The sequence below is a fragment of the Methylobacterium sp. J-001 genome, from assembly GCF_022829565.1.
Lineage (GTDB): Bacteria > Pseudomonadota > Alphaproteobacteria > Rhizobiales > Beijerinckiaceae > Methylobacterium.
Map to the genome: position 1 here is coordinate 1 of NZ_JAKSYN010000118.1, position 15549 is coordinate 15549.

Here is a 15549-nt window from a genome sequence, read left to right on the forward strand (position 1 = left end):
GGGGTGGCCGGCGGGAAGGGGCGTGAACGCCGGGGCGGGGCGGGGGCCAAACGGTGTACGTTCCCGGGCGTGGCTCCACGCCGCAAGACCGCCCGGGGTGAAAAAGGCCGCCGGCGGGCTGGCCCTCCTGGACGGCGGGCCGGCGACGCCCGCGGGGGCGCGGGCGATCTTCGGGCTGGGGCCGGGCGGGTGCGGGGGCCAGACATCGCGGGTAGCGGCGTAGGCCGAAGGTAGGTGCGGGTCGCAGTCCGAGTGCGGGCTCGTGGATGACCATATCGGGTCTGCAGACGCCACGGGAAGCCCTACGGTTTTCCCTCCCCCGCAGAGGGGGGAGGGAGACGCGCTTGGGTTAGCCTTGGCCCTCATCCGGCAGCGATGTGTCAATCCGTTAGCCCGCACGGGTGACGGGCCTGTCGTGTTTCGCACGGACCGGTCCGCGAACATCCGAGGACTGTCCAGGCGTATCGGCGGCCACATGGCCCTGACGGATCGCCCGTATCCTTTCACCCGCCCGTATCGGCCTCGGGAGAGGCCGGATAAGCTGTATTGGGACGCCACGCGAGCGACGAACAACGTCGCCGCGTACAAAAAAACAGGGAGTGAGACATGACGGTCCGCCACTGCGCCGCGGCACTGACGGGGCTTCTCTGCGCGCTCGGGGCCGGGGCGGCCCTGGCGGCCGACCTCGTGCCGGTGAAGATCGGCGTGCTGAACGACCGCTCCGGCGTCTACTTCGATTCCACCGGGGAGGGCGCGGTGGTGGCCGCCCGCATGGCCGTGGAGGATTTCAAGCCGGAGACCCACGGGCTGAAGGTCGAGGTCGTGGCCGCCGACCACCAGAACAAGCCCGATGTCGGCGCCTCGGTCGCCCGGCAATGGTACGACCGCGACGGCGTCGATGCCGTGTTCGACGTGCCGACCTCCTCGGTGGCGCTCGCCATCGCGCAGATCACCAAGGAGAAGAACAAGGCCTTCGTGAATTCCGGCGGCGGCACCGCCGACCTGACCGGCCCGGCCTGCACCCCCAACACCGTGCACTGGACCTACGATACCGCCGCGCTCGCCAACGGCACCGGCAAGGCCATGCTCAAGCGCGGCGGCAAGACCTGGTACTTCATCACCGCCGACTACGCCTTCGGCCTCGCCCTGGAGCGCGACACCAAGGCGGTGGTCGAGAAGAACGGCGGCACGATCGTGGGCGGCGTCCGCACGCCGTTCCCGAACCCGGATTTCTCCTCGTTCCTGCTCCAGGCGCAGGGCTCGGGGGCGCAGGTGATCGGCCTGGCCGATGCCGGGCTCGACGCCGCCACCGCGATCAAGCAGGCCCACGAATTCGGCATCCGCCAGGGCGGCCAGAAGATCGCGGCCCTGCTCATCGCCGACACCGACATCCACGCGCTCGGCCTGGAGGTGGCGCAGGGGCTGGAATTCACCGCGCCGTTCTACTGGGACATGAATGACGGCACCCGCGCCTTCGCGGCCCGGTTCGAGCAGCGCATGCCGGGCAAGAAGCCGACCGCCTATCAGGCCGGCGTGTATGCAGGGTTGCTCCACTACCTGAAGGCGGTGGAAGTCTTGAAGTCCGCCAAGGACGGCGCGGCGGTGGTCGCCAAGATGAAGGAGCTCCCCACCGACGACCCGCTGTTCGGCAAGGGCTACATCCGCCCCGACGGGCGCAAGATCCACCCGATGTACCTGTTCGAGGCCAAGGCGCCCGGCGAGTCGAAGGGCGGCTGGGACCTCTACAAGCTCCTGGAGACCATCCCCGGCGAGCAGGCGTTTCGGCCGATGAGCGAGGGCGGCTGCCCGATGGTGGCTGGCCTGTCGGCCAAGTAGGCGGTCAGGCCGCCCCGATCCCGTCGAGGGCCGCCATGGCGTCGGCGGGCAGCACCAGCTCGGCCGCCGCGAGGTTCTCGCGCAGGTGGCCGAGCGAGGACGTGCCCGGGATCAGCAGGATGTTGGGCGCCCGGCGCAGCAGCCAGGCCAGCGCCACCTGCATGGGCGTCGCCCCGAGACGGGCGGCGACCTCCGACAGGACGCTGGATTGCAGCGGGCTGAAGCCGCCGAGCGGGAAGAACGGCACGTAGGCGGTGCCGGCGACGGCCAGCTCGTCGATCAGGGCGTCGTCGCCCCGGTGGGCGAGATTGTACTGGTTCTGCACGCAGACGATCTCGGTGATGCGCCGGCCCTCGGCGACCTGCCGCCGGGTCGCGTTGCTCAGACCGATCCGCCGGATCAGGCCCCGGCGCTGCAAGTCGGCCAGCACCGTCAGCGGCGCCTCGATCGAGCCTTCCGCCGGGCCATGGACGTCGAACATCAGGCGCAGGTTGACCACGTCGAGGACGTCGACGCCGAGATTGCGCAGGTTGTCGTGCACCGCCTGGGTCAGCGCCTCGGCCGAGAAGGCCGGGTTCCACGAGGCGTCGGCCCCACGCCTGGCGCCGACCTTGGTGACGATCACGAGGTCGTCCGGATAGGGGTGGAGCGCCTCCCGGATGATCTGGTTGGTGACGTGCGGCCCGTAGAAATCGCTGGTGTCGATGTGGTCGACGCCCTCGGCCACCGCCGCGCGCAGCACGGCGATGGCCGCATCCCGGTCCTTCGGCGGCCCGAACACGCCGGGCCCGGCGAGCTGCATGGCACCGTATCCCAGCCGCTTCACGGTGCGATCTCCGAGCGAGACGGTGCCGGCTGTAGCGAGGTCGATCATGGTTCGTCTCCGTTGTTCGCTCCGGATGTAGACCCGCCCGACTGATCGGATAAGCAGGGATAATCGGCACGGGCTGTTCGGGATGGCGAACGATGGCGGCGGATCTCGCGGACCTGACGGCCTTCGTGACCGTGGCGCGGGCCGGCGGGTTTCGCGAGGGCGCCCGCGGCAGCGGCGCCAGCGCGTCGAGCCTCAGCGAGGCGGTGCGCCGGCTGGAAACGCGCCTGGGCGTGCGCCTCCTGAACCGCACCACCCGCAGCGTCGCGCCGACCGAGGCCGGCGCTCGCCTGCTCGAACGGCTGGCCCCGGCGCTGGGCGAGGTCGAGGCTGCCCTCGACGTGGTGAACGGGTTCCGCGACCGGCCGGCCGGACCGCTCCGGCTCAACGTGCCGCTGAGCGCGGCCCGGCTGGTCCTTCCCGCGATCGTGCCGCCGTTCCTTTCGGCCTATCCCGAGATCCGGCTCGAAATCGTGGTGGAGGATGGCTTCGTCGACGTGCTGGCGGCGGGCTGCGACGCCGGCATCCGCTACGACGAGCGCCTGGAGCAGGACATGATCGCCGTGCCGATCGGCCCGCGGCGGCAGCGCTTCGCCACCGCGGCGGCCCCGTCCTATCTCGACCGGCGCGGCCGCCCGGAGCATCCGCGCGACCTCCTGGCCCAGGATTGCCTGCTGGGCCGGTTCCCGAGCGGCAGCCTGACGGCGCCGTGGGAATTCGAGCGCGCCGGGGAGATCGTCCGCGTGGACCCGTCCGGCCCGTTGATCGTGCGCGTCGGGGCCAGCGATCTCGTCGTCGCGGCGGCCGTCGCGGGGACCGGCATCGTCCATCTCTTCGAGGACTGGCTGCGCCCGTACCTCGACAGCGGCGCCCTGGAGCCTGTGCTCGAACCCTGGTGGCAGGTCTTCTCCGGCCCGTTCCTCTACTTCCCCGGCCGCCGGCACCTCCCGGCGCCGCTGCGGGCCTTCGTCGATTTCATCGCGGCACGCCCATCCGGGCTCAGTCCGGCAGCGCGAACACCGTGAGCTGGCCGCCGGGCGCGGTGTACTGCGACAAAGCCGCGTAGCCGCCGACCGCGCCCGAGCCGTCGGCCGGGTCGGTCAGGCCGGCGGCCAGCCCGATGCCCGCCCAGCCGCCGATCCCGGAGAGCACCGCCACGTATTGCCGGCCGTTATGCGCGTAGGTGGTGACGTTGCCGATGATGCCGGACGGCGTCTTGAAGCGGTAGAGCTCGTGCCCGTCCCGGGCGTCCACGGCCTTCAGATACCCTTCGAGCGTGCCGTAGAACACGACGTTGCCGGCCGTCGCCAGCGCCCCGGACCAGACCGAGAACGGCTCCGGGATCGTCCAGGCGATTTTGCCCTTCGCCCCGTCCCAGGCGATGAACGCGCCGGTCCGGTCGGAGCCCTCGGGCGGGTGCAGGGTCAGCGTCGCGCCGACATAGGGCTGGCCCGGCGTGTAGCGCACCCGGAATGCCTCGTAATCCATGCACATGTGGTTGGTCGGCACGTAGAACAGACGGGTCACCGGCGAGTAGGCGGCCGGCTGCTGGTTCTTGGCGCCGAGCGCCCCGGGGCAGATGTTCTTGGTGACCTCCTCCTCGTCGGCCTCGCCCGGCGCGTAGCGCGTGTCGACCACCGGCCTGCCGTAGCCCGGCGAGGCGCGGTCCAGGTCGATCCGGCTCGCCCAGTTGACGCTGGGATCGAATTTTTCGGCCACCAGCACCGCGCCGGTGGCGCGGTCGAGGGTGTAGCCGAAGCCGTTGCGATCGAAATGGGTCAGCACCCGGCGCGGGCGCCCGTCGATCACCTGCTCGGTCAGGATCATCTCGTTGACCCCGTCATAGTCCCACTGGTCGTGGGGGGTCATCTGGTAGACCCAGCGGGCGATCCCGGTCTCGGGGTCGCGGGCGATGATCGCCATCGTCCAGCGGTTGTCGCCGGGCCGCTGGGCCGGGTTCCAGGTCGCCGGGTTGCCGGTGCCGTAATAGACGAGGTTCAGATCCGGGTCGTAGGAGAACCAGCCCCAGCTGCAGCCGCCGCCGATCGTCCACTGGTCGCCCTCCCAGCTCCTGAGCGAGGAATCCCGGCCGATCGGGCGCCCGAGCTCGGTGGTCTTCTCCGGATCGACCAGCATGTCGGCATCCGGTCCGGTGGCGTAGGCGCGCCAGAGGCGCTTGCCGCTCGCCTGGTCGTAGGCGGTGACGTGGCAGCGGGCGCCGTACTCGCCCCCGGCAATGCCGACGATGAGCTTGCCGTGCACCGGCAGGACCGTGGCGGTGTTGGTCTCGCCCTTGGCCGGGTCGCCGTTCCGCACGGACCACAGGACCCGGCCGGTCTCGGGATCCAGGGCCACGACGGTGGTGTCGGCCAGCTGCAGGAACAGCCGTCCCTCCGCGTAGGCGAGGCCGCGGGAGACCGTGTCGCAGCACATGACCGCGATCACGCCCGCATCCTGGCGCGGGGCGTAGCGCCAGAGGATCTTGCCGTCCTGGTCGAGATCGAGGGCGTAGACCAGGTTCGGGAACGGGGTGTGCACGAACATCCGGTGCCCGACCACGATCGGGGCGCCCTCGTGCCCGCGCAGCACGCCGGTCGAGAAGGTCCAGGCGACCTTGAGGCGCCCGACATTGCCGGCATCGATCTGGGCGAGGTCGGAATAGCGGGTGTTGGCGTAATCCAGAGTCTGGAGGACGGGCGGATCCTGCGCGCACGCGGCGCCAATCAGGCCGGCAAGCACCAGGGTCGCCAGGATCGGAACGCGCATGCTCGGACTCCACCGGCCGCTGCCCAGCGCGGCGGCGCCGGCCTCATACACCGCCTGTCTGCACCCGCCGCCCGGATCGCCACCGCGGCCAAGCGTCCGAGCCCGGCGTCACATCCGCTCTTTGACGATCTCTTCGGCCTGGAGGTCCGGCTCGTGGCCGGCCGCGCGCAGCAGCGGCACCACCGCCGCCGCGTCAGGGGCGACGCTGTAGCTGAGATCCAGCCCCTCGCGGATGAAGCCGTGGCCGCGCATGTGCTCGAACAGGGCGAGCAGCGGCGCCCAGAAATCGGCCACCGAGACCAGAACCACCGGCTTGCGGTGCTGCCCGAGCTGCGCCCAGGTCAGCTGCTCGACCAGCTCCTCCAGGGTGCCGATGCCCCCCGGCAGGGTCACGAACGCGTCCGAACGCTCGAACATCAGGCGCTTGCGGGTGTGCATGTCGGGCACCACCACGGTCTCCTGCACGGCGTCGAGCATGTGCTCGCGCGCCTGCAGGAAGTCCGGGATGATGCCGGTGACATGGCCGCCGGCCTCCAGGGCGGCGCGCGCCACGGCGCCCATCAGGCCGACGTCGCCGCCACCGTAGACCAAGCCCATCCCGGCTTGCGCGATCGCCGTCCCAAGGGTCTCCGCGGCATCGCGAAACGCCGGGTCTCCGCCGAAGCTGGAGCCGCAATAGACGCAGACTGTCCTCACCGGGGCCATCCGGCACCCTCCATCACGCAACCGTTGCGAGCCGTCGAAAAAGAGCCCCGCGCCCGGCGCTCCACGCGCCAAACTGCTGAATTCGCGTGGGATTCACCCGCCGAAGCGGCGGGACGGCTTGGTGTCGCGACCATGTACGGTATTATGGGCTGCACAGTCGACGGTTTTTGAGCGGGCAGGTTGCCCATTCACCGGGCGGCCGGCACAGATCAGGGAGGCCTCCGTGGCGATGTCGAGACAGGTGCGGCGCAGTCTCGCCCTGGCGCTCGCCGGCCTCCTCGGCGGCCTCGGCCTCGTGCTGGCCCTGTTCGGGGGCGACTCCCTCCGGCGGATGATCGGCCGGCACGAGCCGGATCCCCCGGCCGCCACGTCCCCGGCGCCGCAGGGCGGCCTGCGCAGCCTGTCGGATCCCGGGGCGACGGCGCAATCCGGCGGGCCGCCGATCGATTTCCGCGACGACAGACAGGGGCAGGCCAAGCCGGACGCAACCCAGCCCGGCGAGGATCGGTCCGCCGCGCGCCCCTCGGAAGGCACGGCATCGGGCGACAGCAAGTCGGCCGCCACCGGAGGCCCGGGCGCCAAGCCGGCAGAACCCGACGCGGCCCAGGTGCCGCGCTTCGACATCGTGCGGGTCGAGCCCAACGGCGACGCGGTGGTGGCCGGGCGCGGGGCGCCGGAGGCCGTGATCGAGATGCTGGTCGACGGCAAAGCCGTGGCCCGGGCCAAAGCCGACGCGAACGGCCAGTTCGCCCTGGTCCCGCCGGCACTGCCGGCCGGCTCCAGCGCCATCCGGCTGCGCATGACCACCAAAGACGGCCGCGCCGCCGATTCACGGCAGAGCGTGGCGGTCGACGTGGCCCCGGGCCGGGACCGCCAGCCCCTGGTGGCGCTGACCGCCCCGGATGCCGCGACCGTCGTTCTGTCGCAGCCGGGTGCCGCCGAGCCGGCGAAGAGAGCAATGGCTCAGGCCGGGAAGGCACCCGGGACGGCTGCCTCCGACGAGAAGGGGCAGGCCGCCCAGATCGCCAGCGTGGATGTGCAGGACAACGGCCGGCTGTTCGTCACGGCGACGGGGATTCCGGGTGCGAAGCTTCAGCTCTACCTCAACGACACGTTGATCGCCCCGGGCAGCGTCGGGCCGGACGGCCGGGCGAGCTTCACGATCGGGCGCGGGATCAAGCCGGGCCAGTACCAGGTGCGGATCGACCAGATCGACCCCCGGACTGGCAAGGTCGCGGCAAGAGCCGAGGTGCCGCTCGCGGTGCCCGAGCCGACCCGCGTCGCCGCCGGCGAGGGGGGCGGGCGCGAGCCGGTCACCAAGTCCACCCTTGGCGGCGGGCCGGGGACACCCCGTCCCCGGGCGGACAACCCCGGCGCGGCGGAGACGCCCTCCGCCCTCAGCCAACATTCCCCGGAGGCGAGCGGCCCGGCCCGGGCCGGCGCGGTGTTCGTGCCCGAGATCACCACGGCGAAGATCACCCGGGGTGACAACCTCTGGCGGATCAGCCAACGCACCTACGGAAGGGGCGAGCGCTATACGGTGATCTACGACGCCAACCAGGGCCAGATCCGCGACCCGGACCGGATCTACCCGGGCCAGATCTTCATCCTGCCGACCGACAAGCGCGGCTAGGCGCGCGGCCGGCGTGGAGGCCGGTTCGGCGTTCGCGGGCGCCGTGCATCGCGGATGGCGAGCCCCCTCACTCGACGACCTGATCATCCTCCGAGACGGCCAGCCGCCGCAGGGTCCGGAGCGCCCCGGCAAGGTCCTCCCGCGATGGCGTCGCCAAGGCGAGGCGGACGGCGTTCGGCGCGTGGCCCGGAACGACCGCGAAGGCCGGGGCCGGCAGCAGGGCGATCCCCCGGCGTAAGGATGCGGCCGCGAACGCTTCCGCCCGCCAGGTCTCGGGCAGTTCGAGCCAGAGGTGGTAGGCCCGGGGATCGCCGACCACCGTGAGTCCGGTAAGAATCTCCCGGGCGAGGGCCTGGCGGGAGGCCGCATCCCGGCGCTTGGCGTCGGCGAGCGTCGCCGCCGAGCCGCCGGACATCCAGTGCAGGCCGGCCGCGAGCGACAGGCCCAGCGCGGTCCAGGCGCCCTGGCGCACGGAGGCGGCGAGCCGGTCGGTCAGGTGCGGCGGGCCGGCGATCATCCCGATCGTGAGGGCCGGCATCACCCGCTTCGACAGGCTGTCGATCAGGATCGTCCGGTCCGGCGCGAGGCTCGCCAGGGGCTGTGCGTCGGCCAGGAAGCTGTAGACGGCATCCTCGATCGCCGTGAGCCCGGTCCGCTCGAGCACCCGGGCGAGGTCGGCGCGCCGCGCGTCGCTCATGGTCGTGCCGAGGGGATTCTGCAGGGTCGGCTGGAGATAGAGCCCGCTCAGCGGCGTGGCCCGGTGGGCCTGGAGGATCGCGTCGGGGCACACGCCCTCCGCGTCCATGGCCAGCGGCACCAGGGTGATCCCGAGCCGGGACGCGATGCCCTTCACCACCGGATAGGTCAGCGGCTCGCAGCCGATCCGCCCCCCCGGCGGCGCCAGCGCCGCGAGCGCGGCGGCGAGCGCCTGCCGGCCATTGCCGGTGAACAGGATGTCGGCGGATTTCGGCGCGTAGCCGTCCCGGGCGAGGAACCCGGCCGCCACCGCCCGCGCCCGGGGCGTGCCGTCCGGGCCGTACTGGCTGAAGCCGATCTCGGTGCCGCTGCGTGCCAGGGCTGCCAGGGTCTCGGCCAGCACGGCCTCCTGCTCCGGCAGCCGGGAATGGGTCCGCTGCAGGTCGAGGGCCGCAGGCGGCGGCTCCGGCTGGAGATCCACGGCCCCGCCGGGCTCGGAGCGGACGAAGGTGCCGCGGCCGACCTCGCCGCTCACGAGCCCGCGCCGGCCCAGCTCGGCATAGACCCGGCTCGCGGTCGAGACCGCGATGCCTCGGGCATAGGCGAAGTCCCGCTGGGGTGGCAGCCGGTCGCCCGGGCGCAGCGTGCCCGCGGCGATCTCGGCGGCGACCGCGTCGGCGACGCCCCGGTAATCCGTAGCCCGCATCATTGCTCCGAGTGCAATGTTTCTATTGATCCGAGATATCTATCGGTTCAATCCTGGCGCCGCAATCCCGGCCGGACTGCTCCCGTCACCGGAACCTCCGCCATGTCGATCCTCACCCTCCCGTCCACCACCACGTCCACGCGCTCGACGAACCGGCTTGCCCGGCCATCCCTGTTGCGTCTCTGGCTGCAGCGCATCCGCACCCGGAGGTCGCTCGCCGCCCTCGATCCGGACCAGCTGCGGGATGCCGGAATCGAACCCTGGCGCCTGCGCCACGAGATCCGGAAGCCGTTCTGGAGAGGATGACCGGCCCTGCGGCCGCCGCGGGTGCCCCGATCGTCGGACGGACCTATATGCGGGTGGACGATCGTTCCTCCCGCAAGAATTTCGCATGACCGACGACACCGCGCCCCCGGCCGGGTCCAAACCTCCGGCTGAGCGCCCCGGGCTGCTCGCCACCTATCGACGCCTCTGGCCGCATCTCTGGCCGCACGACCGGCCCGACCTGCAGAGCCGGGTGTTCCTGGCCTTCGGGCTGCTGCTCGCGGCCAAGCTCGTGACCATGGTGACGCCGTTCACCTTCAAGTGGATCACCGACGCCCTGGTCGCCGCGATCGGCGGGAAGGACGCGCCGTTGCCGACCGGCCTGTTCGCAGCGCCGATGCTGCTGATCGCCCTCTACGGCGTGTCGCGGATCGCCATGTCGGCGCTGACTCAGGTCCGCGACGGGCTGTTCGCCAAGGTCGCGATGCACGCGGTCCGCCGCCTGGCGCTCAAGACCTTCGAGCACATGCACCGGCTGTCCCTGCGCTTCCACCTGGAGCGCAAGACCGGCGGCCTGACCCGGGTGCTGGAGCGCGGCCGGGCCGGCATCGAGGAATTGTCGCGCCTGATGGTGCTGACGCTGGTGCCGACCATCGTCGAGTTCGCCCTGGTGCTCGGCGTGCTGGCCTACGAGTTCGACTGGCGCTACGCGCTGGTGGCGTTCCTCACGGTCGGGGCCTATCTCGCCTTCACCTACAAGGCGACCGAGTGGCGGATCGCCATCCGCCGCCGGATGAACGCTTCCGACACGGACGCCAACACCAAGGCGGTCGATTCGCTGCTCAACTACGAGACGGTGAAGTATTTCGGCGCGGAGGCCCGCGAGGCCGCCCGCTACGACGTGTCGATGGCGAAGTACGAAAAAGCCTCGACGCAGACCTACGTGTCGCTGGCCGTGCTCAATGCCGGCCAGGCGGTGATCTTCACCATCGGCATGACGATCGTGATGTGGCTCGCGGCCCGGGACATCCTGGCCGGGCGCACGACGATCGGCGGCTTCGTGCTGGCCAACACCCTGCTGGTGCAGCTCTCGATGCCCCTGAACTTCATGGGCATGATCTACCGCGAGATCAAACAGGCCCTGATCGACATCGACGACATGTTCCGCATCCTCGGGCAGAACCCCGAGATCGCCGACCGGCCGAACGCGGCGCCGCTCAAGGTGGCGGGCGGCACGGTGCGGTTCGAGGATGTGCGCTTCGCCTACACCCCGGAGCGGCCGATCCTGCGCGGCGTCTCGTTCGAGATCCAGGCCGGGCAGACCGTGGCGGTGGTCGGCCCGTCGGGCGCCGGCAAGTCGACCCTGTCGCGGCTGCTGTTCCGGTTCTACGAGCCGTCGGCCGGCCGGATCAGCATCGACGGCCAGGACATCGCCGCAGTGACCCAGGAATCGCTGCGCGCCGCGATCGGCATGGTCCCGCAGGACACGGTGCTGTTCAACGACACGATCGGCTACAACATCCGCTACGGCCGGGCCGACGCCACCGATGCGGAGTTGCGCGAGGCGGCCCAGCTCGCCCAGATCGACCGGTTCGTCTCCAGCCTGCCGGAGGGCTACGATACCCCGGTGGGCGAGCGTGGCCTGAAGCTCTCGGGCGGCGAGAAGCAGCGGGTCGCCATCGCGCGGACCATCCTCAAGGCGCCGCCGATCCTGGTGCTCGACGAGGCGACCTCGGCGCTCGATTCCTTCACCGAGGCCGAGATCCAGTCGGCGCTCGATCGGGTCAGCCGTGGCCGCACCACCCTGGTGATCGCCCACCGGTTGTCCACGGTGGTCAACGCCGACGCGATCCTGGTGCTCGACCACGGCCGCATCGCCGAGCGCGGGACCCATGCCGAGCTGCTGGAGGCGGGCGGCATCTACGCGGCGCTCTGGGATCGCCAGCGCGAGGCCGACGCGGCGCTCGAAGTGCTCCAGCGCGCCGACGCCCCGGTCCTGCCGATCCGGGTCGGCCGCGGGGTACTGCCGGCGACGGAACCGGCGGAGTAGTGCAGAGGGAGGCGGATTACTTCTCCTGCTGTATTCGTTATACTGCGCTGAACGGCCCATCACGAAGGCCGCGCTGCGAATCGGCTCATGCCGTCCGGTCGGGGGAGACATCGATGTTGAAGGGCCTGATCGCGGCCGGTGCCATGCTGGTCGCCCTCGGCGGCACCGTCCGAGCCGAGGACGTCGTCCGGCTCGGCAATCTGAAATTCGCCCATTACGGCGCGATTTCCTACATGAAGGAGATCGCCCCGAAATACGGCCTGAAGATCGACGAGCGCCAGTTCGCCAAGGGCGCCGACATCTACCCGGCCATGGCCGTGGACCAGATCGACATCGCGGCCTCGGGGGGCGACGGCGCGGTCGCCGCCCGCGGCAACGGCGTGAAGCTGGTGGTGGTCGCGGGCTTCGCCGATGGCGGCGTGCGCATCCTCAAGCGGCCGGACCTGCCGGCCAAGAGCGCGGCCGACCTGAAGGGCCTCAAGGTCGCCACCGTCCGCGGCGGCACGCAGGACCTGATGCTGCTGGCCGAGCTCGACAAGCACGGCCTCACCTGGTCGGAGCGTCCCGGCAAGGACGTGCAGCTGACCTACTTCAACAACTACGCCGACCTGAACCAGGCGCTGGGGCAGAAATACGTCGACGTGATCTGCCAGTCGGAGCCGCAATCGACCCAGGCGATCAGCGCCGGCTGGGGCGTCGAGCTGGTCAAGCCCTACGACACCCCGATCGGCAAGCCGGTCCGGCCCCTGGTGATGACCGAGAAGATGTACACCGAGCGGCCCGAAGTGGCCGCCAAGGTGCTGCGCCTGTTCGTGGCCGCCACCAAGGCCTTCATCGACGACCCGGCGCTCGCCGAGAAATACGTCCGCGAGCAGGTCTTCAAGGGCCAGCTCACGAGCCAGGATTTTCGCGACGGCATGGCCAACGCGAGCTACACCTACGCCATGCCGGCAGGCCATATGCAGGTCACCACCGACTACATGGTCAAGTACGGGCTGGGGAAGATGCAGAACCCGCCCAAGAGCGATGCCGAGTGGGTCAAGCTCGACCTGCTCGACAAGGCCAAGGCCGACCTGAAGGTCGAGTGATCCGATGGCCCTGCGCGACCTTCGCGGCGTCCTGATCCCGGTCGCGCTGCTGATCCTGTGGGAGCTGGCGAGCCGCACCGGCCTGGTCTCGGCCGTGGTGCTGCCGCCGCCGAGCGCGGTGGCGGTGAAGTGGTGGTCCGGCCTGCTGCCGGCCCTGCCATACGATCCGGGCCAGGAGAGCTACCTGTCCTGGCTGTTCTCCGGCGAGATGCCGCACGACGCGGTCTCCAGCCTGTCCCGGGTGGTCTCCGGCTTCCTGATCGGCGCCGGGCTCGCCGTGCCGATCGGCCTGGTGCTCGGCACCAATGACGGGCTCTACGCCCTGTTCAACCCGCTCCTCCAGGTGCTGCGGCCGATCCCGCCGATCGCCTACATCCCGCTGGCGATCGTGTGGTTCGGGCTCGGCAACCCGCCGGCCCTGTTCCTGATCGCGCTGGGCACCTTCTTCCCGGTCCTGGTGAACACCATCGCGGGGGTGCGCCAGGTCGATTCGATCTACATCCGCGCCGCCCGCAACCTCGGCGCCGGCTCCTGGACGATGTTCCGCCGGGTGATCCTGCCGGCCGCGAGCCCGTTCGTGCTGGCCGGCATGCGCATCGGCATCGGCACCGCGTTCATCGTGGTGATCGTCGCCGAGATGATCGCGGTCTCGGACGGGCTCGGCTACCGGATCCTCGAGGCCCGGGAATACATGTGGTCGGACAAGATCATCGGCGGCATGCTGACGATCGGCATCCTCGGCCTGATCATCGACGGGGCGATGAGCCGCCTCAACGATCACCTGCTGCGCTGGCATCGCGGCCTGGAGCGGTAACCCGGACGATGTCGGCAGAGATCGTGGTCGCGAACGCCGTCAAGGTGTTCGGCAGCGGCGCCTCGGGCGTCGCCGCCCTTCAGGACATCTCGGCGACGGTGCCGGAGGGCCAGTTCCTGTGCCTGCTCGGCCCCTCGGGCTGCGGCAAGTCCACCCTGCTCAACGCGATGGCGGGCTTCAGCCCGCTCACCTCGGGCACGATCGCGGTGGGCGGCAAGCCGGTGGTCGATCCCGGCCCGGACCGGGGCATGGTGTTCCAGGAATACGCCCTGTTCCCGTGGATGAGCGTCGAGGACAACGTCCGCTTCGGCCTCGACATCAAGGGCGTGCCGCGCGCGAAAGCCGCCGAGACGGTCGACCGGATCACCGCGACGCTCGGCCTGTCGGATTTCCGCACCCGCTACCCGAAGGACCTGTCGGGCGGGATGCGCCAGCGCGTGGCCATCGCCCGCATCCTCGCCCTCGACCCGCCGGTGATGCTGATGGACGAGCCGTTCGGGGCGCTGGACGCCCTGACGCGCCGCACCCTGCAGGACGAGCTGCTGCGGATCTGGGCCGATTCCCGCAAGACGATCGTGTTCGTGACCCACTCGATCGAGGAGGCGATCTACCTCGCCGACCGGATCCTGGTGATGACCTACCGGCCCGGGCGCATCAAGCGCGACGTCACCGTGCCGATCCCCCGGCCCCGCGACCCGGCCAGCGCCGAGTTCAACGCGATCAAGCGCGAGCTGGGCCAGCTCGTCATGGAGGAGCAGGCCCGCTTCACCGACGCGGAGCTGCACGCGCCGGCGGTGGATTGACGGGCCTTTCGGAGCCCGGCCGCTTCGCTCACCCGCGGGAGCGGACCGTCACCCCGAGCAGCGCCTCGAACGGCAGCACCATCGCGCCCTTGTCCCGGTCGCCGTGGCCCTGGCGCAGGGCGGTCTGGTAGGTCGCGGTGGCGGCGGCCGTGACCGGCATCGGGTAGTTGCCCTCGGCCGAGATCGCCGCGGCCGCGACGAGGTCCTTGTAGGCCGCGCCCATCGGGTAGCCCTCGTCGAAGCGGCCCCGGAGGATGCGCGGCACGAAGTATTGCGACGCGTAGCTCCGGCTCGTGCCGGTGGTGACCACCTGCGCGATCTGCTCGGGATCGAGCCCCATCGCCACCGCCATCGGCAGCACCTCGGCGAGCGCCGCGATGTTAATGTCGTAGAGCACGTTGTTGATCGTCTTGGTGAGCTGGCCGGAGCCCGCCGGCCCCATATGCAGGACGCTGGTGCCGATCCGCTCCAGCAGCGGCCGGACCGCCGCGACGGCGTCCGGGTCGCCGCCGCACATCACCGTGAGCGTCCCGGCCTCGGCGCCGGCCGGCGCCCCGGAGACCGGGGCATCGACGAAACGCCGCCCGGTCGCCGCCAGAGCGCGGCCGATGGCAAGTGCCTTGGCATGCGCGATGGTGCTGAGATCCACCACGATCGCCCCCTGCGCCAGCCGCTCGGCCAGGCGATCCCCGCCGAACAGGGCCGCCTCGACCACGTCGCCGTTCGGCAGGCACAGGAACAGGACATCGGCCCCGTCGAGGGCCGCGGGATCGGCCGTCGCGACGAGGCCCGGCCCCTGGAGCCCGGCAAAGCGGGCCGGGTCGGAGTCCACCGCTACCAGGGTCTCCGCTTCGGAAAGGCGCTTGGCCGCCAGGTTGCGGGCGATGGGCAGCCCCATGGCCCCGAGGCCCAGGATGGCGAGTTTCTGCACCGGACGGCTCCCCCCCTTGCGGCGGCCGATCGAGCCGGCGGCACGATTTGGGACGGCCCCGCCCCCTGCCGTCATTGCGAGCGCAGCGAAGCAACCTAGGGACACGCGACCTCCGGATATCGCGCGCTGAACTGGGTTGCTTCGCTACGCTCGCAATGACGGTGAAGGCCGCAGCCAGCCCTTCGAGGGGACCGGTATCGGACGTATCAAGAAGCGCCGCAATCGCAGATATCACGCCCCCGCCCCTTGACAATGTTCCTATTTTGTGCTCATTAGCCGTCACCTGTCCCTCGGTGCTTCGGGCGCGATCCCGCGGCACGCTTCGGGGGTCCGTCCGGGGGCTGACCGGCGGGCTCGGGGGATGGGGCGGTGCCCGCGTCGGTGGC

At 70.9% G+C, this 15549-nt stretch carries 13 protein-coding genes; 8 read left to right on the forward strand and 5 right to left on the reverse strand.

Going from position 1 to position 15549, the window contains the following annotated elements; all coding sequences use genetic code 11:
* Positions 1-606: 606 nt before the first annotated feature.
* Positions 607-1836, forward strand: coding sequence for an ABC transporter substrate-binding protein (locus MKK65_RS13815; protein WP_243958271.1), 1230 nt, complete (start codon positions 607-609; stop codon positions 1834-1836).
* Between the two features lie 4 nt (positions 1837-1840).
* On the opposite strand, the gene MKK65_RS13820 is transcribed toward MKK65_RS13815, so the two are convergent.
* Positions 1841-2710, reverse strand: coding sequence for an aldo/keto reductase family oxidoreductase (locus MKK65_RS13820; protein WP_243958273.1), 870 nt, complete (start codon positions 2708-2710; stop codon positions 1841-1843).
* Positions 2711-2802: 92 nt separating this feature from the next.
* Between MKK65_RS13820 and MKK65_RS13825 the strand changes: the two genes are divergently transcribed.
* The gene (locus tag MKK65_RS13825; protein WP_243958275.1) at positions 2803-3732 is read left to right on the forward strand and encodes a LysR family transcriptional regulator; all 930 of its coding nucleotides are present in this window, start codon (positions 2803-2805) and stop codon (positions 3730-3732) included.
* Here MKK65_RS13825 and MKK65_RS13830 read toward each other — a convergent pair.
* Complete coding sequence (locus MKK65_RS13830; RefSeq protein WP_243958277.1) at positions 3707-5473, reverse strand: methanol/ethanol family PQQ-dependent dehydrogenase; 1767 nt, start codon at positions 5471-5473, stop codon at positions 3707-3709. The genes MKK65_RS13825 and MKK65_RS13830 overlap by 26 nt on opposite strands.
* Positions 5474-5581: 108 nt before the next feature.
* Entirely contained in the window at positions 5582-6178 is a 597-nt protein-coding gene (locus MKK65_RS13835) for a TIGR00730 family Rossman fold protein (RefSeq protein WP_243958278.1), read from the reverse strand.
* A gap of 229 nt (positions 6179-6407) precedes the next feature.
* On the opposite strand from MKK65_RS13835, the gene MKK65_RS13840 reads away from it, so the two are divergent.
* Positions 6408-7811, forward strand: a complete 1404-nt coding sequence (locus tag MKK65_RS13840; protein WP_243958283.1) for a LysM peptidoglycan-binding domain-containing protein — start codon at positions 6408-6410, stop codon at positions 7809-7811.
* 67 nt (positions 7812-7878) lie between these two features.
* On the opposite strand, the gene MKK65_RS13845 is transcribed toward MKK65_RS13840, so the two are convergent.
* Positions 7879-9213 carry a PLP-dependent aminotransferase family protein gene (locus MKK65_RS13845; RefSeq protein WP_243958284.1) on the reverse strand — a complete coding sequence of 445 codons (1335 nt, stop codon included), beginning with the start codon at positions 9211-9213 and terminating at the stop codon, positions 7879-7881.
* A 102-nt stretch (positions 9214-9315) separates the two neighbouring features.
* On the opposite strand from MKK65_RS13845, the gene MKK65_RS13850 reads away from it, so the two are divergent.
* The 5 genes from MKK65_RS13850 to MKK65_RS13870 all read left to right on the forward strand — a co-directional run bounded on the left by MKK65_RS13850 (position 9316) and on the right by MKK65_RS13870 (position 14232).
* A complete protein-coding gene (locus MKK65_RS13850) occupies positions 9316-9519 on the forward strand; it encodes a DUF1127 domain-containing protein (RefSeq protein ID WP_058190707.1) in 204 nt (67 codons plus the stop codon).
* A gap of 85 nt (positions 9520-9604) precedes the next feature.
* Entirely contained in the window at positions 9605-11527 is a 1923-nt protein-coding gene (locus MKK65_RS13855; protein ID WP_243958279.1) for an ABCB family ABC transporter ATP-binding protein/permease, read from the forward strand.
* 113 nt (positions 11528-11640) lie between these two features.
* Complete coding sequence (locus tag MKK65_RS13860; RefSeq protein WP_147897185.1) at positions 11641-12615, forward strand: ABC transporter substrate-binding protein; 975 nt, start codon at positions 11641-11643, stop codon at positions 12613-12615.
* Positions 12616-12619: 4 nt separating this feature from the next.
* Positions 12620-13429, forward strand: a complete 810-nt coding sequence (locus tag MKK65_RS13865) for an ABC transporter permease (protein WP_243958280.1) — start codon at positions 12620-12622, stop codon at positions 13427-13429.
* 8 nt (positions 13430-13437) lie between these two features.
* Entirely contained in the window at positions 13438-14232 is a 795-nt protein-coding gene (locus MKK65_RS13870; protein ID WP_243958281.1) for an ABC transporter ATP-binding protein, read from the forward strand.
* A 28-nt stretch (positions 14233-14260) separates the two neighbouring features.
* On the opposite strand, the gene MKK65_RS13875 is transcribed toward MKK65_RS13870, so the two are convergent.
* Positions 14261-15163: an NAD(P)-dependent oxidoreductase gene (locus tag MKK65_RS13875; RefSeq protein ID WP_243958282.1), complete on the reverse strand. Its 903-nt coding sequence runs from the start codon at positions 15161-15163 to the stop codon at positions 14261-14263.
* Between the last annotated feature and the right edge of the window lie 386 nt (positions 15164-15549).

What these genes read in the sequence shown, in the direction of transcription:
- MKK65_RS13815 (WP_243958271.1), top strand. Translation starts at nt 607, where the DNA reads ATGACGGTCCGCCACTGCGCCGCGGCACTGACGGGGCTTCTCTGCGCG.
- MKK65_RS13820 (WP_243958273.1), bottom strand. Translation starts at nt 2,710, where the DNA reads ATGATCGACCTCGCTACAGCCGGCACCGTCTCGCTCGGAGATCGCACC.
- MKK65_RS13825 (WP_243958275.1), top strand. Translation starts at nt 2,803, where the DNA reads ATGGCGGCGGATCTCGCGGACCTGACGGCCTTCGTGACCGTGGCGCGG.
- MKK65_RS13830 (WP_243958277.1), bottom strand. Translation starts at nt 5,473, where the DNA reads ATGCGCGTTCCGATCCTGGCGACCCTGGTGCTTGCCGGCCTGATTGGC.
- MKK65_RS13835 (WP_243958278.1), bottom strand. Translation starts at nt 6,178, where the DNA reads ATGGCCCCGGTGAGGACAGTCTGCGTCTATTGCGGCTCCAGCTTCGGC.
- MKK65_RS13840 (WP_243958283.1), top strand. Translation starts at nt 6,408, where the DNA reads ATGTCGAGACAGGTGCGGCGCAGTCTCGCCCTGGCGCTCGCCGGCCTC.
- MKK65_RS13845 (WP_243958284.1), bottom strand. Translation starts at nt 9,213, where the DNA reads ATGCGGGCTACGGATTACCGGGGCGTCGCCGACGCGGTCGCCGCCGAG.
- MKK65_RS13850 (WP_058190707.1), top strand. Translation starts at nt 9,316, where the DNA reads ATGTCGATCCTCACCCTCCCGTCCACCACCACGTCCACGCGCTCGACG.
- MKK65_RS13855 (WP_243958279.1), top strand. Translation starts at nt 9,605, where the DNA reads ATGACCGACGACACCGCGCCCCCGGCCGGGTCCAAACCTCCGGCTGAG.
- MKK65_RS13860 (WP_147897185.1), top strand. Translation starts at nt 11,641, where the DNA reads ATGTTGAAGGGCCTGATCGCGGCCGGTGCCATGCTGGTCGCCCTCGGC.
- MKK65_RS13865 (WP_243958280.1), top strand. Translation starts at nt 12,620, where the DNA reads ATGGCCCTGCGCGACCTTCGCGGCGTCCTGATCCCGGTCGCGCTGCTG.
- MKK65_RS13870 (WP_243958281.1), top strand. Translation starts at nt 13,438, where the DNA reads ATGTCGGCAGAGATCGTGGTCGCGAACGCCGTCAAGGTGTTCGGCAGC.